Origin of the sequence: Vogesella facilis (assembly GCF_042648525.1) — a bacterium.
Taxonomy (GTDB): Bacteria; Pseudomonadota; Gammaproteobacteria; order Burkholderiales; family Chromobacteriaceae; genus Vogesella; species Vogesella facilis.
Map to the genome: position 1 here is coordinate 157,468 of NZ_JBHRXN010000032.1, position 20,740 is coordinate 178,207.

The window sequence follows — 20,740 nt, forward strand, 5'->3', positions numbered from 1 at the left end:
TCCGCCTGGCGGAGCTTTTTTCATGCCGGCACGGCAAGGCGGCATACTCCCCGGCGCCCTGCCGCCTCCCATAAGCAGCGCCCGGCAGGCATAATCAGCGCTTGCCAGCGCCCTGTTCCCACACCGTGAAACCCTCCCCCGCCACCAGCCTGCACTGCCGCTTCTGCCGCCATTACTACATCACTCACGATGTACGCTTTCCCTATGGCTGCCGCGCCATGGATTTCAAGAGCAAGCGCCTGCCGTTGCAGGAGGTGCGCGCAGCCACCGGCCGCGACTGCCAGACCTTTGCCCCGAAGACACCGCGCTGAGTCCAACGCTGGCCGCATGGCAGACCAGCGGCCCCGATAAAGCAAAACCCCCGCATGGCGGGGGTGGGCATTACAGCGCGGCCGGTATTGCCGGCGACGGCCTGGGCACCTTGTGCGCATGCACGATGTGCCTGTGCGGGTGCTTGTGATGCACAGGCCTGGCTGCCAGCGGGCGCGACAGCTTGGTCGCCACCACGATAGTGACCGGCGCCGGCTCGCTGGCAAAACCACCGGCGGCAGACAGCCCGCACAGGGCGGCCACCGCGGTGAGCATCAGCCTGTTCATCGACTAGCGCTTACTTGGCGGCGGAAGCCGCTTTTTTCATGCCGGCCTTGTGATGCTTGGCGACATGCTTCTTGTGCATGACTTTCTTGTGCATCATTTTCTTGGCCGGGGCCTTCTGCACCACCGCCGGCTTGGCGGCAGCGTCGGCCGGCTTGGCGGCATCGGCGGCAAAACCGGCCATGGAAGTCAGGCCCAGAACGGCAGCAACGGTCAGTGCGGTCAGTTTTTTCATGATGTTCACTCCAGTGATTGAGAACGCTTGCATTCCGGGTGTCACCCATGCGACTAGCCCTTGACGTCATGCTATGCCGCCAGCCGGCCAAGGTATGTAAGGCAGCTGTTACCGCATGTTGGCCGCCGTGCGCTACCGTTACCCGGCGTTACAGGCCGGGCCGCGGCGGCCGCCTTGCCGCCGCCACAGGTAACCGTGCGTAATCGGCGCCCCAAAAAAACATGCGGCCAACCCCGCTACAGGGTTGGCCGCATGTGTCACCGGATCGGCGCTCAGCGCTTGAGCAGGCGCGCCGCATCCATGGCGAAGTAGGTGAGGATGCCGTCGGCGCCGGCGCGCTTGAACGCCAGCAGGCTTTCCAGCATGCATTTCTCTTCGTCCAGCCAGCCGTTCTGGAACGCCGCCTTCAGCATCGCGTACTCGCCGGACACCTGGTAGGCATAGGTCGGCACCTTGAAGTGATCCTTCACGCGGCGGATCACGTCCAGGTAGGGCATGCCCGGCTTGATCATCACCATGTCGGCGCCTTCTTCCAGGTCCATCGCCACCTCGTACAGTGCTTCGTCCAGATTGGCCGGGTCCATCTGGTAGGTGTACTTGTCGGCCTTGCCGAGGTTGGCCGCCGAGCCGACCGCGTCGCGGAACGGGCCGTAGAAGGCGGACGCATACTTGGCGCTGTAGGCCAGGATCTTGGTGTGAATGAAGCCTTCGTCTTCCAGCGCGCTGCGGATGGCGCCGATGCGGCCGTCCATCATGTCGGACGGGCCGAGCACGTCGGCGCCGGCCGCGGCGTGGCACAGGCCCTGCTGCACCAGCACCTCGGTGGTTTCGTCGTTCAGCACGTAGCCGCTGGCATCGAGGATGCCGTCCTGGCCGTGCACGGTGTACGGGTCCAGCGCCAGGTCGGTCATGATGCCCAGCTCTGGGAAGCGGGTTTTCAGCGCGCGCACCACGGTCGGCACCAGGCCGTCCGGGTTGTAGGCTTCCTCGCCGGAATTGTCCTTGCCGGTTTCGATCACCGGGAAGATCGACAGCATCGGAATGCCCAGCTGCAGCGCCTGTTCCGCGGTGTACAGCAGCTTGTCCAGGCTCTGGCGCACCACGCCGGGCATCGATGTCACCTCCTGCTCGCGGCCCTGCCCTTCCAGCACGAACACCGGGTAGATCAGGTCATTACAGGTCAGCACGTTCTCGCGCATCAGGCGGCGGGAGAAATCATCGCGGCGCATGCGGCGCAGGCGGGTGGCGGGGAAGTAGCGGTTGGTGAACATGGACGGCTCTTTCGGCGGGAAGTGAAATTTCGGCAACACGATAGCAAAGCCAGACCACCGCGCCCAGCATTGGTTCATGCTTTCTTGTTGCGGCGCAAGGTTGGCCGCAAGCCGGCAGCGACTAGGGTTTTTGCGATGGCCAGTCGTCGTCTTCGTCGTCGTCCTGCTTGTCGGTGGCGTAGGTGCCGGGAATCACCCCCGGCGGCAGCTTGATCGGCCCCTGTTTTTTCGCCAGCCGCGCCAGCGTGCCGACCACGGTGACGATGGGGCCGATGATCATCAGCACCCAGAACCAGGTGGAATGCAGCAAATCCATGAAATCAGTCCGAAATGAAAAAACGCCGGGAAAGCCCGGCGTCAATGTGTTTACGCGGATCGCGGCAAGGCTATCACACCTTGTCGTATACCGGCTGGCCGCCGCGTTTGCGTTCCTCTTCCAGATTGTCTTCCGACTGGTGACCGCTCCAGTAGTCGGCATTCTTGATGCCGAGCTTTTCCGGATGGAATACCGGGTCCAGACCCTGTGCCTTCTGTGCCTCGTAGTCGCGCAGCGCAATGAAGGCCGGCTTCTGCAGCAGGATGATGGCGGTAATGTTCAGCCACGCCATCAGGCCCACACCGATATCGCCCAGGCCCCAGGCCAGATCGGCGGTTTTCACGGTGCCGTACACGGTGGACACCATCAGCGCCAGTTTCAGCACCAGCGTCAGCCATGGGCGATTGATCTTGCGATTGAGGTAGGCAATGTTGGTTTCGGCGATGTAGTAATAGGCCACGATGGTGGTGAAGGCGAAGAAGAACAGCGCCACCGCCACGAAGATGGAACCGAAGCCCGGCATGATGTTTTCCATCGCCGTCTGGGTGTAACCCGGACCGGCAGCCACACCGGCGATGCCGCTATACAGCGCCTTGCCATCCGGCCCCTGGACATTGTACTGGCCGGTGATCAGCAGCATGAAGGCCGTAGCCGAGCACACGAACAGAGTGTCGACATATACCGAGAATGCCTGCACCAGACCCTGCTTGGCCGGGTGCGACACGGCGGCAGCCGACGAGGCATGCGGGCCGGTACCCTGGCCAGCTTCGTTGGAGTACACACCACGCTTCACGCCCCACTGGATCGCCATGCCAAGGATGGCGCCGAAACCGGCGTCAAAACCGAACGCGCTGTTGAAGATCAGCGCCAGCACGTGCGGCAGCTCATGAATGTTCAGCGCCACCACCACGCAGGCGACCAGGATGTAACCCAGTGCCATGAACGGCACCACGATCTCGGCAAAGGAAGCGATACGCTTTACGCCGCCAAAGATGATGAAGCCCAGCACCAGTGCCAGCACGGCAGCAGTGACATTCGGGTCAATGCCCAGCGCGTTCTGCAGACCGGCAGCAATGGAGTTGGACTGGGTGCCCGGCAGCAACAGACCGCAGGCAAAGATGGTGGCAATGGCAAAGAACAGCGCATAGCGCTTCATGCCCAGCCCCTTCTCGATGTAGAAGGCCGGACCACCGCGATATTCGCCGTTGATCTTTTCCTTGTAGATCTGGCCCAAGGTGGATTCCACGTAGGCCGAACTGGCACCGAGGAAGGCAACCATCCACATCCAGAACACGGCACCGGGACCGCCAAAGGTGATGGCAGTGGCCACACCGGCGATGTTGCCGGTACCCACGCGACCGGCCAGCGTCATGGCCAGCGCCTGGAACGACGACACGCCGCTGTCGCTGGACTTGCCGTCGAACATCAGACGGATCATTTCGCCAAAATGGCGTACCTGCGCAAAACGGGTGCGCAGCGAGAAGAACAGGCCGACACCCAGACAAAGGAAAATCAGCCCTTTGCTCCAGATCCAGCCATTCAGAAAATCAACCAGTTCCTGCATGTTTACTCCTTACGATCAGTGTTGTGCGGTCCCAAACGGGAGGCTCCCTGTCAAGGAGCCGGCTTCGCGCGAGTCTTGGCGCCCACGGCGAAGCCGCAACCATACTGAATGCCGATAAGCAGAGCTAGGTGGCCGGATACAATAGCCATAATCCGTCCGCATGTTCGGAATATGGCGCATTACATTGCGTTACAAATACAAATCGCGCCGTCTGCAATGCAGAACGGCGCGATGAAAATACAACAGTCAGAAACAGGGCTTAGCCGAAGAAGTCCTTCAGTTTGTCCATGAACGACTTGGTGCGCGGGCTGTGGGTGGCGACATCGCCCTGGCTGATGGCCTCGAACTCGCGCAGCAGCTCTTTCTGCCGCTCGGTCAGCGCCACCGGAGTTTCCACCACCACGTGGCACATCAGATCGCCGTAGTCGCTGCCACGCACCGACTTCACGCCCTTGCCGCGCACGCGGTAGACGCGGCCGGACTGGGTCTCCGCCGCGATCTTCACCTTCACCATGCCATCCAGCGTCGGGATTTCCACCTCGCCGCCCAGCGCCGCGGTGGCGAAGCTGATCGGCATTTCGCAATGCAGGTCGCGGCCATCACGCTCGAACACGCTGTGCTTCTTGATGTGGGTGACCACGAACAGGTCACCGGCCGGGCCGCCGTTCTGCCCCGGTTCGCCCTCGCCCGCCAGGCGGATGCGGTCGCCCTCGTCCACGCCGGCCGGAATCTTCACGTTCAGCGTCTTGTGGGTCTTCACCTGGCCGGCGCCGTGGCACTTGTGGCACGGGTCGGTGATTTCCTTGCCACTGCCGTGGCAGGTCGGGCAGCTCTGCTGGATGGAGAAGAAACCCTGGCTCATGCGTACCTGGCCGTGGCCGCCGCAGGTGCGGCAAGTCTTGGGCTGGGTGCCCGGCTTGGCGCCGCTGCCGTGGCACACGTCGCAGTTCTCGTGCGACGGGATGCGGATCTGCTTCTCGCAGCCGCGCGCCGCGTCTTCCAGCGAGATTTCCATGTTGTAGCGCAGGTCTGAGCCGCGATACACATTGGAGCGGCCGCCGCCGCCACGCTGGCCGCCGCCGAAGATGTCGCTGAAGATGTCGCCGAAATCGAAGCCGCCGAAGCCGGCGCCGCCACCGCCCATGCCGGCCTGCGGGTCTACCCCGGCGTGGCCGTACTGGTCATAGGCGGCGCGTTTCTGGTTGTCGGACAGGATCTCGTAGGCTTCCTTCACCTCCTTGAACTTGTCCTCGGCTTCCTTGCTGTCCGGGTTGCGGTCCGGGTGGTACTTCATCGCCAGCTTGCGATAAGCCTTCTTGATGTCGTCGTCCGAGGCATCGCGGTTGACGCCCAATGCCTCGTAGAAATCCTTCTTCGCCATGCTGTCTCACCATTGCGCCAACCGTAAGGGTTGGCCGAGCTTGTTTACAAAGCCCTGCCGCCAGGCGGCAGGGCTTTGCGATGCAAACAGGAAGGCTGCCGAAGCCAGGACTTGCCAGGAGCGGCGCGGTTTGGCCGGGCCCGGTAACCCCGGCTAGGAACTGTGTCAGCAGCCTGCGCCAACCATGCAAGGTTGGCCGCCTATCAAGGAAAAGGCACAGCGCCCCGTAGGGCCTGTGCCTTGACGCGCTCAAGGAAGCTTACTTCTTCACTTCTTCGAATTCGGCGTCGACGACGTTGCCGTCGTCTTTTTTGTCGTCGGCCGGCTGGGCTTCGGCACCGGCTTCGCCGCCCTTGTCGGCGTACATGTGCTCGGCCAGCTTGTGCGACGCGGTCATCAGCGCCTGTACCTTGGCGTCGATCACTTCCTTGTCGTCGCCCTTGATCACTTCCTCGGCTTCCTGCAGCGCGGTTTCGATCGCGGCTTTCTCGTCGGCGGAGATCTTGTCGCCGAACTCGGCCAGCGATTTCTTCACGCTGTGGATCATGCCTTCACCCTGGTTGCGGGCCTGCACCAGCTCGTGCAGCTTCTTGTCTTCTTCGGCGTTCAGCTCGGCGTCGCGCACCATCTGCTGGATTTCCGCTTCGGACAGACCGGAGGAGGCCTGGATGGTGATGTTGGCCTGCTTGCCGGAGGCCTTGTCCTTGGCGGACACGTGCAGGATGCCGTTGGCGTCGATGTTGAACTCAACCTCGATCTGCGGCACGCCGCGCGGTGCCGGCGGAATGTCGCCCAGGTTGAACTGGCCCAGCGACTTGTTGGCGGCAGCCTTTTCGCGCTCGCCCTGCAGCACGTGGATGGTTACCGCGGTCTGATTGTCGTCGGCGGTGGAGAAGGTCTGCGAGGCCTTGGTCGGGATGGTGGTGTTCTTCTGGATCAGCTTGGTCAGCACACCGCCCAGGGTTTCGATACCCAGCGACAGCGGGGTCACGTCCAGCAGCAGCACGTCCTTGCGATCGCCGGACAGCACCGAACCCTGGATCGCGGCACCCACGGCCACGGCTTCGTCCGGGTTCACGTCACGACGCGGTTCCTTGCCGAAGAAGGCCTTCACCGCTTCCTGTACTTTCGGCATGCGGGTCTGACCGCCGACCAGGATCACGTCGGTGATATCGGCCAGCGATACACCGGCGTCTTTCAGCGCTACCTTGCACGGCTCGATGGAGCGCTGTACCAGGTCGTCCACCAGGCTTTCGAACTTGGCGCGGGTAATCTTCATCGCCAGGTGTTTCGGGCCGGTGGCGTCCATGGTGATGTACGGCAGGTTCACTTCGGTCTGGGTAGCAGACGACAGCTCGATCTTGGCCTTTTCCGCGGCTTCCTTCAGACGCTGCAATGCCATCACGTCGTTCTTCAGATCGACGCCCTGGTCTTTCTTGAACTCGGTCACGATGTAGTCGATCACACGCTGGTCGAAGTCTTCGCCGCCGAGGAAGGTGTCACCGTTGGTGGACAGCACTTCGAACTGGTGCTCGCCGTCTACGTCGGCGATTTCGATGATGGACACGTCAAAGGTGCCGCCGCCCAGGTCGTATACCGCGATCTTGCGGTCACCTTCCTGCTTGGCCAGGCCGAAGGCCAGCGCGGCAGCGGTCGGTTCGTTGATGATGCGCTTCACGTCCAGACCGGCGATGCGGCCGGCGTCCTTGGTGGCCTGACGCTGGCTGTCGTTGAAGTAGGCCGGCACGGTGATTACCGCTTCGGTCACTTCTTCGCCCAGGTAGTCTTCGGCGGCCTTCTTCATCTTGCGCAGCACTTCGGCGGAAATCTGCGGCGGTGCCATTTCCTTGTCGCGCACCTGCACCCAGGCGTCGCCGTTAGAGGCTTTCTTGATCTGGAAAGGCATCAGGTCGATGTCTTTCTGCACTTCCTTGTCTTCGAAGCGGCGGCCGATCAGGCGCTTCACCGCGTACAGGGTGTTCTTCGGGTTGGTTACCGCCTGGCGCTTGGCCGGGGCGCCGACCAGGATCTCGCCGTCTTCCATGTAGGCGATGATGGACGGAGTGGTGCGTGCGCCTTCGGCGTTTTCGATTACTTTCGGGTTGCCGCCTTCTACGACTGCCACGCAGGAGTTGGTGGTGCCCAGGTCAATACCGATGATTTTGCCCATGTTCAATCTTCCTATGCTTGTAACTGGATTCAGGCGCCGCGAACGTTGGCCGCAGCCGCCGGTTGAGTTGTCAGATATTGGCTATCGCCACAATTTCAAGAGGGCCTTGAGTGGCTTTCAGGCTTTCGGCTTGGCCACTACCACCATCGCCGGGCGCAGGATGCGGTCGGTGATCAGGTAGCCCTTCTGCATCACGCGCAGCACGGTGCCGGCCTCGGCATCGGACTCTTCCTGGCTGATGGCCTGGTGTTTGTGCGGATCCAGCTTCTCCCCCACCGGGTTGATCTCGCTGATCTGGCCTTTCTCGAACGCGGCCACCAGCTGCTTCAGCGTCAGGTCGACGCCGAATTTGAGGTTTTCGAACTGGCCGGACTGGTCCAGAACCGCCATTTCCAGGCTGTCTTTCACTGCCAGCAGTTCGGAGGCGAACTTCTGGATAGCAAACTTCTGTGCGTTGACCACATCTTCCGCCGCACGGCGGCGCATGTTTTCGGTTTCGGCCTTGGCGCGCAGGCACTGGTCTTTCCATTCCGCCACTTCGGCTGCCAGCGCCGCAATGCGCTGTTCCGGCGTCAGCTCCACTGCTGCCGCCGCGTCTGCCGCCGCCGCATCAGTTTGTGTAAGCACTTCTTCTGCTTGGGGATTCTGGTTTTCCTGCATGGCGCTTCCATTTGAGTGAAGTCATAAACACCTTCGCCATATAAGGCCATCGCCGGACTTTTCAAGCCCTGCCGTTTACAAACTAAATGCTCGTTTAATTACATTTTTTTTCGCATTGCACAAAAAATGCCAGTCGAAAATATTCATTTCTGCACCTGCATGTTAGCTTTTGAAAACAAAGGATTTTTTTTGTGCTGCACTGCACACAAGGCGATTTTTCTGTGATTAAATGATTTCACAACAGCGCTACTGCACGGCCCGCCAGCCCCCTTATCCGGGGCGGTTTCCGGCAGTGAAACCAGCTACCAAAACAGGCTGGTGCTAACGCAAAAACGCCGGCAAGACCGGCAGGCAACAAGAGAACTGGGAGCGCCGGGCAACCGGCAAAACGCAACTATCAAGTGAAGGGTTCATCACCATGACGACTCGTGAACAACGCATCGCCGCCATCCAAAAAGACTGGGACGAAAATCCGCGCTGGAAAGGTATCAAGCGTGGCTATAGCGCCGCCGACGTGGAGCGCCTGCGCGGCTCCGTCCAGGTAGAGCACACCCTGGCCCGCAATGCAGCCAACAAGCTGTGGAACCTGGTGAACACCGAGCCCTACATCAACTGTCTGGGCGCCCTGACCGGCGGCCAGGCCATGCAGCAGGTAAAGGCCGGTATCAAGGCCATCTACCTGTCCGGCTGGCAAGTTGCCGCCGACAACAACGAATACGCCGCCATGTACCCGGACCAGTCGCTGTACCCGGTGGACTCGGTACCGAAAGTGGTTGAGCGCATCAACAACGCCTTCACCCGTGCTGACGAAATCCAGCACTCCAAGGGTGTTGAGCAGGGCGATGCCGGCTACATCGACTACTACGCACCGATCGTGGCCGACGCCGAAGCCGGTTTCGGCGGCGTGCTGAACGCCTACGAACTGATGAAGGCGATGATCCGCGCCGGCGCCGGTGGCGTGCACTTCGAAGACCAGCTGGCTTCGGTGAAGAAATGCGGCCACATGGGCGGCAAGGTACTGGTGCCGACCCAGGAAGCGGTACAGAAGCTGATCGCCGCCCGTATGGCTGCCGACGTATACGGCGTGCCGACCCTGGTGATCGCCCGTACCGACGCCGAAGCCGCCGACCTGCTGACCAGCGACTGCGACGAGCGTGACCGTCCGTTCCTGACCGGCGAGCGCACCGCCGAAGGCTTCTACAAGACCAAGAAAGGTCTGGAGCAGGCCATCAGCCGCGCCGTAGCCTACGCCGAGTACGCCGACCTCGTATGGTGCGAAACCGGTACCCCGGATCTGGAATTCGCCCGCAAGTTCGCCGAGGCGGTACATGCCAAGCACCCGGGCAAAATGCTGGCCTACAACTGCTCGCCGTCCTTCAACTGGAAGAAGAACCTGGACGATGCCACCATCGCCAAGTTCCAGCGCGAGCTGGGCGCCATGGGCTACAAGTACCAGTTCATCACCCTGGCTGGCATCCACAACATGTGGTACAACATGTTCGATCTGGCACAAGACTACGTGGCTCGCGGCATGTCCGCCTACGTGGAGAAGGTGCAGGAGCCGGAATTCGCCGCCCGCGATCGTGGCTACACCTTCGTGTCGCACCAGCAGGAAGTGGGCACCGGCTACTTCGACGACATCACCACCGTGATCCAGGGCGGCAAGTCCTCGGTTACCGCGCTGACCGGTTCCACCGAAGAGGAGCAGTTCCACTAAGCCTTTCGACATCAAACGGCGCCTCGACCCCGCCGTCTGCGTCAAAAGCAAAACCCCCGTCGCCAGACGGGGGTTTTGTCTTTACAGCTTGCGGCCAACGTTGGCCGCAAGCATCGCGCCTTCTGTAGTACGTGGGCAAGCCACAGCCAACGATCCGCCTAACTACACACCAGAAGTAGAACCGAACCGATGTGCCCCAATCCCGTTTTGCACGGGGTTTCGAGCAGCAGCCGGGGAGCCGGGGATCGCTAAGGGGGCCGCGGTGGCCCCCTTAGCCTGCTCGCCGGGCGGAACCGGCACCTAAAATCATCATCCGCGCAGCGGATTCGACACCAGCATCAACACCCACCAAAGAAAATGCCGCCCACCTTCATAAGGTGAGCGGCATTACGCCTCGCAAGCGGGAGATGCCTTTTGCGGCCAACCTTCAGTACAAAGGTTGGCCGCATCGCACATCACGCCTTGTGCAGATGCGAACGCTGGCGCGAGTAGCCGAAGTACACCACCAGGCCGATCACCAGCCACACCACGAAGCACAGCCAGGTCAGGCTGGACAGCTGCGCCATCAGGAACACGCAGAACAGCATCGCCAGTGCCGGCACGTAGGGCACACCCGGGCAGTGGAATTTGCGCGGCAGATCCGGCTCGCGCTTGCGCAGCACGATGATGGCGGCGGCGATCAGGGTGAAGGCGGCCAGGGTGCCGATGTTCACCAGCTCGGCCAGGGTGCCCAGCGGCACGAAGCCGGCGATCAGCGCGATGATGCTGCCGATCAGCCAGGTGGCCTTGTACGGCGTGCCGTACTTGGGATGCACCTCGGAGAACACCTTGGGCAGCAGGCCGTCGCGCGACATGGCGAACAGGATGCGGGTCTGGCCGTAGGTCATCACCAGGATCACGGTGAGCATGCCGAGGATGGCGCCCAGGTCGACGAAACCGGCAAACCAGTCCAGTTTGGCCACCTGCAGCGCCAGCGATACCGGGTGGTCGATGCCCTTGAACTGCATGAACGGCACGATGCCGGTCATGATGGCGGACACGATCACGTACAGCACCGAGCAGATCGCCAGCGACCAGATCACGCCGCGCGGAATATCCTTCTCCGGGTTCTTCACTTCTTCCGCCGCGCAGGTCACCGCGTCGAAGCCGAGGAAGCTGAAGAACACGATGGCGGCGCCCTGGAACACCCCGCTCATGCCGTAGGGCAGCGCCGGGTTCCAGTTGGCCGGCTTCACGTGCCACACCGCAATGGCGATGAACAGCAGCACCACCGCCACCTTGATCAGCACCACGAAGTTGTTCACCCGCTTCGATTCCTTGATGCCGAAGGCCAGCAGCGTGGTGACCAGCATGGCGATCACGAAGGCCGGCAGGTTGAAGAAGGTTTCCACCCCCGGACGGGCGCCGGCGGCGGCGGTCAGCGCATCCGGCAGGTGGAGGCCAAAGCCCGACAGCAGGCTCTGGAAGTAGCCGGACCAGCCCACCGACACCGCGGACGACGCCAGCAGGTATTCCAGCATCAGGTCCCAGCCGATCATCCAGGCGATGATCTCGCCCAGCGTGGCGTAGGCATAGGTATAGGTAGAGCCGGACACCGGCAGCATGGAAGCAAATTCGGCATAGCACAGCGCGGCAAAACCGCAGGCGATGGCGCCGATGATGAAGGACAGCACCAGGCCGGGGCCGGCCACGGTGGCGCCGGTGCCGGTCAGCACGAAAATGCCGGTGCCGATGATGGCGCCGATGCCCAGCATGGTGAGGTCAAAGGCGGATAATTCCTTGCGCAGCACACCCGCGCCCTGCGATGCGGCCAACATCTGGCGCACATCCTTCTTGCGTAACAAACTCATTGTCGTGTCCCGTTGCACCGGCGAACGTCGGCTCTGGTGGAGCCGGCTACCGGCATTTGTTGTGATGTATCGCGCTGCGCTGGTCAGACGCAACGCGCAGGGGCGCGACTATGCCGCATCGCAGCACCCGCTTCAAGCCGCCAACTGTAACCAGTATTTTGTATCCATACTGTAATGCCCGCGTTTGCAGGGGGGAAATGCCAGCGCACGGCGGCCGGGGCGATACATCGCGCCGCGATATGCCAATTTGCGGCAGATCACTGCAAATGTGCCGCCACGGCCGCCGGCTGCGGTTTTTCCGCGACTGGCGCACCGTCCTCGCCGGCATTGGCGCTAAAAAAGTAAAAGATGTTGTCGGTCTGCGCCTATTTTTCCGCCACCGCCATGCCGCTAAACTGCAGGGCAATAGGCACCGTGCCGGACAAATCAAAGGAGAGACAATGGCACTGCAACTGCCGCCGGGCGTGGAACTGCTCGCGCCGGTGAAAGCCGCGCACCAGGCACTGCTCAGCTACGAGGCGCTGGCCTTCATCGCCATGCTGCACCGCCGCTTCGAGCCGCGTCGCCGCGAGCTGCTGGCGCTGCGTCAGCAACGCCAGGCCGAGCTGGACGCCGGCAAGCTGCCGGACTTCCTCCCCGAGACCGCCGCCATCCACCACAGCGACTGGCAGATCGCCGCGCTGCCGGCCGAGCTGCGGGACCGCCGCGTGGAAATCACCGGCCCGGCCGAGCGCAAGATGATGATCAATGCGCTGAACTCCGGCGCCAGCTGCTTCATGGCCGATTTCGAGGATGCGCTGAGCCCCAACTGGCACAACATCATCCACGGTCACCAAAACATGTGCGATGCCTGGCGCGGCAGCATCAGCCACCACGGCGCGGACGGCCGCCACTACCGCCTGAACGACAGCCCGGCCACGCTGCTGCTGCGCCCGCGCGGCTGGCAGCTGCCGGAAAAACACCTGCGCATCGACGGCCAGCCGGTATCCGCCGCGCTGTTCGATTTCGCGCTGAGCTTCTTCCACAACGCCGCGCTGCTGCAGGCACAGGGCCGCGGCATCTACTACTACCTGCCCAAGCTGGAAAATCACCTGGAAGCACGGCTGTGGAACGATATCTTCCTGGCGGCGCAGCAGGCACTGGCGCTGCCGGTGGGCAGCATCCGCGCCACGGTGCTGATCGAGCACCTGTTGGCCGCATTCGAGATGGATGAAATCCTGTACGAATTGCGCGAGCACAGCGCCGGGCTCAATGCCGGGCGCTGGGACTACATCTTCAGTTGCATCAAGAGCTTCCGCCAGGCACGCCATTTCTGCCTCGCCGATCGCGAGCAGATCGGCATGACGGTGCCGTTCATGCGCTCCTACGCGCTGCTGCTGCTCAAGACCTGCCACCGCCGCGGTGCGCCGGCCATTGGCGGCATGTCGGCGCTGACGCCGATCAAGCACGATGTTGCAGCCAACGAGCGCGCGCTGGCGAGCATCCGCGCCGACAAGGAGCGCGAGGCGCGTGACGGCTACGATGGCAGCTGGGTGGCGCACCCGGCGCTGGTGCCGCTGGCACTGGAGGCGTTCCGCAGCGTGCTGGGCGATGCGCCCAACCAGCTGCAACGCCAGCGCGAACACGTGGTGGTGACCGCCGCCGACCTGCTGAATTTCCAGCCGGAAACACCGATTACCGAGGCCGGGCTGCGCAACAACATCAGCGTCGGCCTGCAGTACCTGGGCGCCTGGCTCGGCGGCAACGGCTGCGTGCCGATCCATAACCAGATGGAGGACGCCGCCACCGCCGAAATCGCCCGCGCCCAGCTGTGGCAGTGGCTGCACAGCGCCAAGGGGGTGCTGGACGATGGCCGCCGCATCAGTCTGACCTTGCTGCGCGACCTGGCCACCGACGAGATCAACCGGCTGCAGGCCGAGTACGGCAGCCGCTGGAGCCGGCACTTCGAGGATGGCGCGCAGCTGTTCGACCTGCTGATCACCAGCGAAGACTTCATCGAGTTCTTCACCCTACCCGGCTACGAATACCTGGACTGAACCACCGCACCGCAACATGTGGCAGCGCGCTGTACCGCCGCCACTACATAATTCGCCAGCATCCACCCGCCCGCGCCGCCTGCGCTGGCGGGTTTTTCTTTTCAGGCGCAAACATGGGGCAGATCGCACCAAATGGATACAATATGTGAAATATTATTGCTGCGCACAATCTGAAACGGCTGCTGCTTTGCAATATCATTGCCCGACACCGCATCGCAACATTCCAGAGGAATACCCCATGCACGCCATTTCGCGCCGCACCCTGCTGGCCCTGGCCATCGCTGCCAGCCTGTCCCCGTTCGCCCTGGCCGCCGAGCAGAAATCGGTGGCGGTTACCGCCATCGTCGACCATCCGGCGCTGGATGCCGCACGCAAGGGTATCGAGGATGAACTGAAAGCCGCCGGCTTCGAGCCGGGCAAGCAGCTCAAGTACCAGTTCCAGAGCGCCCAGGGCAACCCGGCCACCGCCGCGCAGATCGCCCGCAAATTCGTCGGCGATGCGCCGGACGTGATCGTGGCTATCGCCACCCCCAGCGCCCAGGCCGCCGTCGCCGCCACCCGCTCCATTCCGGTGGTGTTCACCGCCGTGACCGACCCGGTAGCCGCCAAGCTGGTGCCGGGCTGGAGCGCCAGCAAGACCAATGTCACCGGCGTGTCCGACAAGCTGGCACTGGCGCCGCAGATCGACCTGATCGGCAAGGTGAAGCCGGGCGCCAAGCGCGTGGGCATCGTGTACAGCCCGGGTGAAGTGAACTCGGTGGTAGTAGCCAAGGAGCTGAAAGCCGAGCTGACCAAGCGCGGCATGAGCCTGGTGGAAGCCCCGGCACCGCGCACCGTGGACGTGGCCCCCGCCGCCAAGAGCCTGATCGGCAAGGTGGACGCCATCTACACCAGCACCGACAACAACGTGGTGTCCACTTATGAATCGCTGGTCGCCGTGGCACAGCAGGCCAAGCTGCCGCTGGTGGCCGCCGACACCGACTCGGTGAAGCGTGGTGCCATCGCTGCGCTGGGGCAGAACTACTACGACATCGGCCGCCAGACCGGCAAGCTGGTGGTACGTATCCTGAAAGGTGAAAAGCCGGGCGCCATCGCGCCGCAACTGGGCGAAAAACTGTCGCTGTCGCTGAACCCGGCCGCCGCGCAGAAGCAGGGCGTGACCCTGAGCCCGGCGCTGCTGAAAGCGGCACAGGAAACCGTGAAGTAATGCCGCAAACGTTGGCCGCACACCCTGCGGCCAACCTCTTGTTTCATCGCGCAGCCACAAGCTGCGCGTTTGCATTCCCGTTGGAGAGAACCACAACATGACGCTGATCGCCCTGATGGGCGCGCTGGAAATCGGCCTGGTCTTTGCGCTGGTGGCGCTGGGCGTGCTGATTTCCTTCCGCATCCTCGATTTTCCCGACCTGACTGCCGACGGCAGCTTCCCGCTGGGCGGCGCGGTAGCCGCCACCCTGATCGCCGGCGGCCATGACCCGTGGCTGGCCTGCGGCGTGGCAGCTCTGGCCGGCGCCGCCGCCGGGCTCACCACCGCCTGGCTGAACGTGCGGCTGAACATCCTGCAGCTGCTGGCCTCCATCCTGGTGATGATCGCGCTGTATTCCATCAACCTGCGCATCATGGGCGCGCCGAACATGCCGCTGATCGGCAGCCCCACCGTGTTCAGCCCGCTGATCGGCGACAACTTCGACATCGCCTGGCAGGTACAACCGGCGCTGCTGGCAGCCATCATCGTAGCGGCCAAGCTGGCGCTGGACGTGTTCTTTGCCTCGCAGGCCGGCCTCGCCATGCGCGCCACCGGCGCCAATGCCCGCATGGCGCGCGCCCAGGGCATCGCCACCGAACGCATGGTGCTGGCCGGCATGGCGCTGTCCAACGCGCTGATCGCACTGGCCGGCGCGCTGTATGTGCAGACTCAGGGCGGCGCGGATGTCTCCATGGGCGTGGGCACCATCGTGGTGGGCCTGGCGGCGGTGATCATCGGCGAAACCCTGCTGCCCTCGCGCAAGCTGTGGGTAATTACCCTGGCCACCGTGCTGGGCGCCCTGCTGTATCGCCTGCTGATCGCCGTGGCGCTGAACGCCGACTTCATCGGCCTGCAGGCGCAGGATCTGAACCTGATCACCGCGCTGCTGGTGGGCTTTGCGCTGGTACTGCCGAAACTGAAAGCCAAATTTGCCCGCAAGGCGGGAGGGAAGCTCTGATGCTGCGCGCCGATAATCTGTTCAAGACCTTCAACCCCGGCATGCCGATCGAGAACCCGGTGCTGCGCGGCCTGTCGCTGCAGATCGCCAGCGGCCAGTTCGTCACCGTGATCGGCAGCAACGGCGCCGGCAAATCCACCTTCCTCAATGCGCTGGCCGGCGATGTGATCGTCGACAGCGGCAGCCTGGCTATCGACGGCCAGGATGTCACCCGCACCCCGGGCTGGCAGCGTGCCGGTCTGGTGGCGCGCGTGTTCCAGGATCCGATGGCCGGCACCTGCGAAAACCTCAGCATCGAGGAGAACATGGCACTGGCCTATGCCCGCGGCCGCAAGCGCGGCCTGGGGGCGGCGCTGAACCGCGAACTGCGCGAGCTGTTCCGCGAGCGGCTCGCCACCCTGAAACTGGGGCTGGAAAACCGCCTGCCGGATCGCATGGGGCTGCTGTCCGGCGGCCAGCGCCAGGCCGTGAGCCTGCTGATGGCCAGCCTGCAGCCGTCGCGCATCCTGCTACTGGACGAGCACACCGCCGCGCTGGACCCGAAAACCGCCGCCTTCGTGCTGGAGCTGACCGACCGCATCGTGCACGAGAACAAACTCACCGCGCTGATGGTGACCCACTCCATGCGCCAGGCGCTGGATCACGGCCATCGCACCGTGATGCTGCATCAGGGCCGCGTGGTACTGGATGTGGCCGGCGACGAGCGCAGCCGCATGCAGGTGGCCGACCTGCTGGCGATGTTCGAGAAAACCCGCGGCGAAGCCATCGACGACGACGCACTGCTGCTGGGCTGAGCAACGTCCGGCCCGGCAGGCCTGGCCTTGCCGGGCTGCTGCCCGCCTGCTGCGGCCAACCCGGCCGCTAGCACAACGCCATAGGCAGGCAGCAGACAAGCAGGTAGTCTGTATTTATCGAAATAGCCGGCAGTCCCCATGCAGCTGCTTGACCCCTTTACGCTTTACTTCCTGCTGATGGCCACGCTGCTGCTGCTTTCCCTGCTGCTGCTGCTGATGGGCCTGGTGCACCGGCAGGAACGCTCGCTGCGCTTCTGGGGCATCAGCGGCCTGCTGGGAGTGGGCGGTGTGCTGCTGTTGCTGGCGCGCGAGCTGCTCTCGCCGTGGCTGGGCGTGATAGCCGCCAACTCGCTGCTGTTCGCCAGCCTGGCCGGCTGCTGGCTGGGCATCGTGGAATTCCAGCAGCGGCCGCTGCCGTGGCGCCAGGCCTGGGCGCTGTGGGGCGGCTGCAGCCTGCTGTGGGTACTGCTGCTGTTCTACGGCGACACCGCGCTGCGCTCGCAGCTGTACGGCCTCATCTACCTGCTGTTCGCCGCGCTGGCGCTGTACCAGCTGCTGTGCGACCCGGCCCACCGCCGCCGCGGCAGCTACCGGCTGGTAGGCGGCATCATCCTGCTGCTGATGCTGAGCTACAGCTATCGTACCTACCACATGCTGCTGCACCCGGTACTCAACCCGCTGCGCAATACCGGCCTGCCACTGCAACAGCTGCTGGCCAGCCTGCTGGAATTCGCCAAGACGCTCGGCCTGCTGTACCTGGTGTTCGAACGCATGCAGCAAGGGCTGCAACAGCTGGCGATGCTGGATGCGTTGACCGGACTGCACAACCGGCGCGCCTTCGAGCAGCAGGCGACGGCCACCTTACTGCACGATGGCCACCACCGCCATGCGCTGCTGGTGATGGACCTGGACCTGTTCAAACGCATCAATGACGGCCACGGCCACCAGGCCGGTGATGCTGCATTGCAACACTTTGCCAGCCTGTTAGCCGCGCAGCTGCCCGCCGGCAGTATCAGCGGCCGCCTGGGCGGTGAGGAGTTCGTGGCGCTGCTGCGCGACACCAGCAGCAGCCAGGCCTGGCAGGTGGCGGAGGCGATCCGCAGCCAGCTGGCCGCCAACTGGATCGGCCTGCCGGACAAGCCGGCGTTTCAGGTCACCACCAGCATCGGGCTGGCCATGCGCCACCATCGGCAGCAGACGTTGGCCGCGCTCTACCATGACGCAGACATGGCGCTGTATGATGCCAAGCAGCGCGGTCGCAACCAGGTCTGCAGCAGCCGGCCGCTTGTTGCGGTGCCAGCAGCGGAGTGAACCTGTTAGCCCGCACCGCAGTCTGACAGCGCTCAACCATCCCTGGGAGCCCCCATGCGTACCATCGCCCTTGGCAGCCTGCTGCTTGCCCTGCTGCCGGCAGCCCCGGCTCTGGCCGACAACAGCACCCTGCTCAACCTCAGCGCCAGCGCGCAGCGCGAGCTGGCCAACGACGAAGTCACCGCCAGCCTGTATGTGCAGGAGCGCCAGGCCCAGCCCGCCGTGCTGGCCGACCGCCTCAACAAGGCACTGGCGCGCGCGCGCGGTGAAGCCGCCGCCTTCAAGCCGGTGGAATTCAGCAGCGGCAGCTACAACAGCTGGCCGGACTACGGCCGCGACGGCAAGATCCAGGGCTGGCAAGGCCGCGCGCAGATCCGCCTGAAGAGCCGTGACTTCACCGCCGCTGCCGAGCTGGTGGCGCGACTGCAGAAATTCATGCTGCTGGAAAACGTGCAGTTCAACGTGGCCGACAGCACCCGCCGCCAGGCGGAAGACAGCCTGATCCCAGAAGCCATCGCCGCGCTGCAGGCGCAGGCTGCCGCCACCGGCAAGGCGCTGGGCCGCCACAGCCAGCAGGTGCTGGAGCTGAATATCGGCCAGGTGCAGGCACCGCCGCCGATGCCGATGCTGCGCGCCAAAGCGATGATGGCCGACGCCGCCGCGCCGGAAGTGGCCACCCCGGACTGGCAGGCCGGCAACAGCGTGGTGCAGCTCAATGTCAGCGGCCGCATCGAGCTGCGCTGAGCAAACACCCGGAGATGAGCGCCGCTCTTTTGATCGGCCTGCGCTTACGCTAAATTAGATGCTGATACCCCCATCGCCCACTCGTGCCCACACCATGAAACTGATCGCATCGCTTACCAGCCCCTACGCCCGCAAGGTCCGCATCGTGCTGGCGGAAAAGAAGATCGACTGCCCGCTGCAGCTGGACATTCCCTGGGAGGCCGGCTCCACCGTTACCGACTCCAATCCGCTGGGCAAGGTGCCGGTGCTGCTGATGGACGATGGCAGCACGCTGTACGACTCGCGCGTGATCGTTGAATACCTGGAGAACAGCTCGCCGGTATCGCGCCTGCTGCCGCAGGACAGCAAGCGCCTGCTGATCGAGACCCGCCGCTGGGAGGCGCTGGCCGACGGCATCTGCGATGCGGCCAGCAGCATCGTGCTGGAGGGCCGGCGCCCGCCTGACAGGCAGAGCCCGGAGTGGATCGAACGCCAGCAAGGCAAGGTGGATCGCGGGCTGGCCGCCCTCTCCACCATGCTCGGCGAGCGCCACTGGTGCAATGGCGAGGCCTACAGCCTGGCCGACATCGCCACCGGCTGCGTGCTGGGCTATCTCGACCTCCGCTTTCCGCAGCTGGACTGGCGTAGCGCCTACCCCAATCTGGCGGCGCTGGAAGAAAAACTGGCCGCCCGGCCCAGTTTTGCCGAAACGCTGCCACCCGCCGCCTGAGCCGACAAAGCCCCAAAAAATGCCGTTTCACTGAAGCGGCATTTTTTACGTGCATTTTTTCTGCACCCGTCTATGCTGAATTCAGGTTAGCCACAAGCAACCATACGCGGGAGCACAAACATGAGACTCGAACACTTCAATCACGTCGCCAACCTGATCGGCCTGAAGAAAAAATCGCGCGAAGCCGTGTGGCTGATGGAAATCGACGGCATGACCGGCTATGCCGCGTCCAAGCAGCTGGATATCAGCCAGTCCACCGTGTCACGGGCGCACGCGCGCTTTCGCCGGGCACTCAACGAAATCAACGCGCTGTCACCTTTCCTGCCGCTGTAAGCCGGCCAAGCGGCTGCCCGCCCGCGGGTGGCCGCTTATTCAAACACCGCGCTGCGCACGCTGCCATCGAACTGCAGGCAATCCGTCACCCGCTGCAGCTGCATGGCAGACAGCTCCGCCAGCGGCCAGTAGCGCCAGGCCAGATGCTCGTCACTCAAGCACAAGCGCCCGTCGGCCGGTAAACGGCAGCGGAAAATGCAGACCTGCGACTGGTAGCTGGCGTGGTAATACACCCCGGACAGGTAATCGATGGCCACTGCCAGCCCCAGCTCTTCGCGGCACTCGCGCAGCAAGGCCTGGTGGATGGTTTCCCCCGGTTCCACCCCGCCGCCGGGCAAGCCCCAGCGGCCATCGCCATAGCTGGCCTGCAACTGCAACACCTGTCCGCGCTCATCGGTAATCACCGCATGACAGCTCATGCGGAACATGTCGTTAAATGCCATCCCGGCTCCTCCTGCTGCGACGGTGCGATTGAGGATATTGTCGTATTCCGGCTACTTGGCAAAATTCCTGCGTAACCATGGCAAATTTTTCACAAAAACTATTGACGCCGGGAGGTGCCATCCGTATAGTTCGCGTCTCTCGCAAGTCAACGACAAACGAGAAACAGCGCACCCGTAGCTCAGTTGGATAGAGTATCTGGCTACGAACCAGAGGGTCGGGCGTTCGAATCGCTCCGGGTGCGCCAGCTGTCCCCATCGTCTAGAGGCCTAGGACACCGCCCTTTCACGGCGATAACCGGGGTTCGACTCCCCGTGGGGACGCCAATACGCACCCGTAGCTCAGTTGGATAGAGTATTTGGCTACGAACCAAAGGGTCGGGCGTTCGAATCGCTCCGGGTGCGCCAGCT

Annotated in this window: 20 protein-coding genes and 3 tRNA genes; 13 read left to right on the top strand and 10 right to left on the bottom strand. The window is 63.5% G+C overall.

All coding sequences use genetic code 11. From position 1 onward, the window contains the following. Window positions 1-125: 125 nt before the first annotated feature. Window positions 126-311 (top strand): hypothetical protein, encoded by a 186-nt coding sequence (locus ACFOLG_RS14320; protein WP_386093009.1) that lies wholly within the window; start codon window positions 126-128, stop codon window positions 309-311. Window positions 312-381: 70 nt separating this feature from the next. Here ACFOLG_RS14320 and ACFOLG_RS14325 read toward each other — a convergent pair whose 3' ends face one another. The 8 genes from ACFOLG_RS14325 to grpE all read right to left on the bottom strand — a co-directional run bounded on the left by ACFOLG_RS14325 (window position 382) and on the right by grpE (window position 8,191). Then, window positions 382-597, bottom strand: a complete 216-nt coding sequence (locus tag ACFOLG_RS14325) for a hypothetical protein (protein ID WP_386093011.1) — start codon at window positions 595-597, stop codon at window positions 382-384. 10 nt (window positions 598-607) lie between these two features. Then, on the bottom strand, window positions 608-829 hold the full coding sequence (locus ACFOLG_RS14330; RefSeq protein ID WP_386093013.1) for a hypothetical protein: 222 nt from the start codon (window positions 827-829) through the stop codon (window positions 608-610). A 272-nt stretch (window positions 830-1,101) separates the two neighbouring features. After that, complete coding sequence (hemB, locus tag ACFOLG_RS14335; RefSeq protein ID WP_386093015.1) at window positions 1,102-2,100, bottom strand: porphobilinogen synthase; 999 nt, start codon at window positions 2,098-2,100, stop codon at window positions 1,102-1,104. A 121-nt stretch (window positions 2,101-2,221) separates the two neighbouring features. Further along, on the bottom strand, window positions 2,222-2,416 hold the full coding sequence (locus ACFOLG_RS14340) for a hypothetical protein (RefSeq protein ID WP_386093017.1): 195 nt from the start codon (window positions 2,414-2,416) through the stop codon (window positions 2,222-2,224). Between the two features lie 73 nt (window positions 2,417-2,489). Further along, complete coding sequence (locus ACFOLG_RS14345) at window positions 2,490-3,980, bottom strand: alanine/glycine:cation symporter family protein (RefSeq protein ID WP_386093019.1); 1,491 nt, start codon at window positions 3,978-3,980, stop codon at window positions 2,490-2,492. Between the two features lie 259 nt (window positions 3,981-4,239). Further along, window positions 4,240-5,361 (bottom strand): molecular chaperone DnaJ, encoded by a 1,122-nt coding sequence (dnaJ, locus tag ACFOLG_RS14350; RefSeq protein WP_386093021.1) that lies wholly within the window; start codon window positions 5,359-5,361, stop codon window positions 4,240-4,242. 259 nt (window positions 5,362-5,620) lie between these two features. Next, window positions 5,621-7,531 carry a molecular chaperone DnaK gene (gene dnaK / locus ACFOLG_RS14355; RefSeq protein WP_386093023.1) on the bottom strand — a complete coding sequence of 637 codons (1,911 nt, stop codon included), beginning with the start codon at window positions 7,529-7,531 and terminating at the stop codon, window positions 5,621-5,623. Between the two features lie 117 nt (window positions 7,532-7,648). Next, window positions 7,649-8,191, bottom strand: a complete 543-nt coding sequence (gene grpE / locus ACFOLG_RS14360) for a nucleotide exchange factor GrpE (RefSeq protein WP_386093025.1) — start codon at window positions 8,189-8,191, stop codon at window positions 7,649-7,651. A 418-nt stretch (window positions 8,192-8,609) separates the two neighbouring features. Here grpE and aceA point away from each other — a divergent pair, with 418 nt between their 5' ends. After that, a complete protein-coding gene (aceA, locus tag ACFOLG_RS14365) occupies window positions 8,610-9,908 on the top strand; it encodes an isocitrate lyase (RefSeq protein WP_386093027.1) in 1,299 nt (432 codons plus the stop codon). 455 nt (window positions 9,909-10,363) lie between these two features. On the opposite strand, the gene ACFOLG_RS14370 is transcribed toward aceA, so the two are convergent. Next, on the bottom strand, window positions 10,364-11,758 hold the full coding sequence (locus tag ACFOLG_RS14370; RefSeq protein WP_386093029.1) for an amino acid permease: 1,395 nt from the start codon (window positions 11,756-11,758) through the stop codon (window positions 10,364-10,366). A 440-nt stretch (window positions 11,759-12,198) separates the two neighbouring features. On the opposite strand from ACFOLG_RS14370, the gene aceB reads away from it, so the two are divergent. The 8 genes from aceB to ACFOLG_RS14410 all read left to right on the top strand — a co-directional run bounded on the left by aceB (window position 12,199) and on the right by ACFOLG_RS14410 (window position 19,889). Continuing rightward, window positions 12,199-13,794 (top strand): malate synthase A, encoded by a 1,596-nt coding sequence (gene aceB / locus ACFOLG_RS14375; protein WP_386093031.1) that lies wholly within the window; start codon window positions 12,199-12,201, stop codon window positions 13,792-13,794. A 238-nt stretch (window positions 13,795-14,032) separates the two neighbouring features. After that, window positions 14,033-15,001 carry an ABC transporter substrate-binding protein gene (locus tag ACFOLG_RS14380; RefSeq protein WP_386093033.1) on the top strand — a complete coding sequence of 323 codons (969 nt, stop codon included), beginning with the start codon at window positions 14,033-14,035 and terminating at the stop codon, window positions 14,999-15,001. A 97-nt stretch (window positions 15,002-15,098) separates the two neighbouring features. Next, complete coding sequence (locus ACFOLG_RS14385; protein WP_386093035.1) at window positions 15,099-15,998, top strand: ABC transporter permease; 900 nt, start codon at window positions 15,099-15,101, stop codon at window positions 15,996-15,998. Further along, complete coding sequence (locus ACFOLG_RS14390) at window positions 15,998-16,792, top strand: ABC transporter ATP-binding protein (protein ID WP_386093037.1); 795 nt, start codon at window positions 15,998-16,000, stop codon at window positions 16,790-16,792. The genes ACFOLG_RS14385 and ACFOLG_RS14390 overlap by 1 nt, the downstream gene beginning before the upstream one ends. A 138-nt stretch (window positions 16,793-16,930) precedes the next feature. After that, complete coding sequence (locus ACFOLG_RS14395; RefSeq protein ID WP_386093039.1) at window positions 16,931-18,103, top strand: GGDEF domain-containing protein; 1,173 nt, start codon at window positions 16,931-16,933, stop codon at window positions 18,101-18,103. Window positions 18,104-18,157: 54 nt separating this feature from the next. Continuing rightward, complete coding sequence (locus tag ACFOLG_RS14400) at window positions 18,158-18,847, top strand: SIMPL domain-containing protein (RefSeq protein WP_386093041.1); 690 nt, start codon at window positions 18,158-18,160, stop codon at window positions 18,845-18,847. A gap of 94 nt (window positions 18,848-18,941) precedes the next feature. Further along, the gene (locus ACFOLG_RS14405) at window positions 18,942-19,556 is read left to right on the top strand and encodes a glutathione S-transferase (protein ID WP_386093043.1); all 615 of its coding nucleotides are present in this window, start codon (window positions 18,942-18,944) and stop codon (window positions 19,554-19,556) included. Between the two features lie 120 nt (window positions 19,557-19,676). After that, window positions 19,677-19,889 carry a helix-turn-helix domain-containing protein gene (locus ACFOLG_RS14410; protein WP_174873822.1) on the top strand — a complete coding sequence of 71 codons (213 nt, stop codon included), beginning with the start codon at window positions 19,677-19,679 and terminating at the stop codon, window positions 19,887-19,889. Window positions 19,890-19,924: 35 nt separating this feature from the next. Here the strand turns inward: ACFOLG_RS14410 and ACFOLG_RS14415 are convergent, their stop codons facing one another. Further along, a complete protein-coding gene (locus ACFOLG_RS14415) occupies window positions 19,925-20,332 on the bottom strand; it encodes an NUDIX hydrolase (RefSeq protein ID WP_386093045.1) in 408 nt (135 codons plus the stop codon). A gap of 168 nt (window positions 20,333-20,500) precedes the next feature. On the opposite strand from ACFOLG_RS14415, the gene ACFOLG_RS14420 reads away from it, so the two are divergent. The 3 genes from ACFOLG_RS14420 (at window position 20,501) to ACFOLG_RS14430 (ending at window position 20,737) form a co-directional block, all read left to right on the top strand. Beyond that, a tRNA-Arg gene (locus tag ACFOLG_RS14420) sits at window positions 20,501-20,577 on the top strand. Between the two features lie 3 nt (window positions 20,578-20,580). Then, window positions 20,581-20,656: transfer RNA gene (locus tag ACFOLG_RS14425), tRNA-Glu, on the top strand. Window positions 20,657-20,660: 4 nt separating this feature from the next. Continuing rightward, window positions 20,661-20,737: transfer RNA gene (locus ACFOLG_RS14430), tRNA-Arg, on the top strand. Window positions 20,738-20,740: the final 3 nt, after the last annotated feature.

Bases quoted from the DNA above. Each gene is read 5' to 3' on its own strand.
- ACFOLG_RS14395 (WP_386093039.1), top strand. From the start codon at position 16,931: ATGCAGCTGCTTGACCCCTTTACGCTTTACTTCCTGCTGATGGCCACG.
- hemB (WP_386093015.1), bottom strand. From the start codon at position 2,100: ATGTTCACCAACCGCTACTTCCCCGCCACCCGCCTGCGCCGCATGCGC.
- ACFOLG_RS14370 (WP_386093029.1), bottom strand. From the start codon at position 11,758: ATGAGTTTGTTACGCAAGAAGGATGTGCGCCAGATGTTGGCCGCATCG.
- aceA (WP_386093027.1), top strand. From the start codon at position 8,610: ATGACGACTCGTGAACAACGCATCGCCGCCATCCAAAAAGACTGGGAC.
- ACFOLG_RS14400 (WP_386093041.1), top strand. From the start codon at position 18,158: ATGCGTACCATCGCCCTTGGCAGCCTGCTGCTTGCCCTGCTGCCGGCA.
- dnaJ (WP_386093021.1), bottom strand. From the start codon at position 5,361: ATGGCGAAGAAGGATTTCTACGAGGCATTGGGCGTCAACCGCGATGCC.
- ACFOLG_RS14380 (WP_386093033.1), top strand. From the start codon at position 14,033: ATGCACGCCATTTCGCGCCGCACCCTGCTGGCCCTGGCCATCGCTGCC.
- ACFOLG_RS14330 (WP_386093013.1), bottom strand. From the start codon at position 829: ATGAAAAAACTGACCGCACTGACCGTTGCTGCCGTTCTGGGCCTGACT.
- grpE (WP_386093025.1), bottom strand. From the start codon at position 8,191: ATGCAGGAAAACCAGAATCCCCAAGCAGAAGAAGTGCTTACACAAACT.
- ACFOLG_RS14345 (WP_386093019.1), bottom strand. From the start codon at position 3,980: ATGCAGGAACTGGTTGATTTTCTGAATGGCTGGATCTGGAGCAAAGGG.
- ACFOLG_RS14415 (WP_386093045.1), bottom strand. From the start codon at position 20,332: ATGGCATTTAACGACATGTTCCGCATGAGCTGTCATGCGGTGATTACC.
- ACFOLG_RS14325 (WP_386093011.1), bottom strand. From the start codon at position 597: ATGAACAGGCTGATGCTCACCGCGGTGGCCGCCCTGTGCGGGCTGTCT.
- dnaK (WP_386093023.1), bottom strand. From the start codon at position 7,531: ATGGGCAAAATCATCGGTATTGACCTGGGCACCACCAACTCCTGCGTG.
- aceB (WP_386093031.1), top strand. From the start codon at position 12,199: ATGGCACTGCAACTGCCGCCGGGCGTGGAACTGCTCGCGCCGGTGAAA.
- ACFOLG_RS14340 (WP_386093017.1), bottom strand. From the start codon at position 2,416: ATGGATTTGCTGCATTCCACCTGGTTCTGGGTGCTGATGATCATCGGC.
- ACFOLG_RS14410 (WP_174873822.1), top strand. From the start codon at position 19,677: ATGAGACTCGAACACTTCAATCACGTCGCCAACCTGATCGGCCTGAAG.
- ACFOLG_RS14390 (WP_386093037.1), top strand. From the start codon at position 15,998: ATGCTGCGCGCCGATAATCTGTTCAAGACCTTCAACCCCGGCATGCCG.
- ACFOLG_RS14385 (WP_386093035.1), top strand. From the start codon at position 15,099: ATGACGCTGATCGCCCTGATGGGCGCGCTGGAAATCGGCCTGGTCTTT.
- ACFOLG_RS14405 (WP_386093043.1), top strand. From the start codon at position 18,942: ATGAAACTGATCGCATCGCTTACCAGCCCCTACGCCCGCAAGGTCCGC.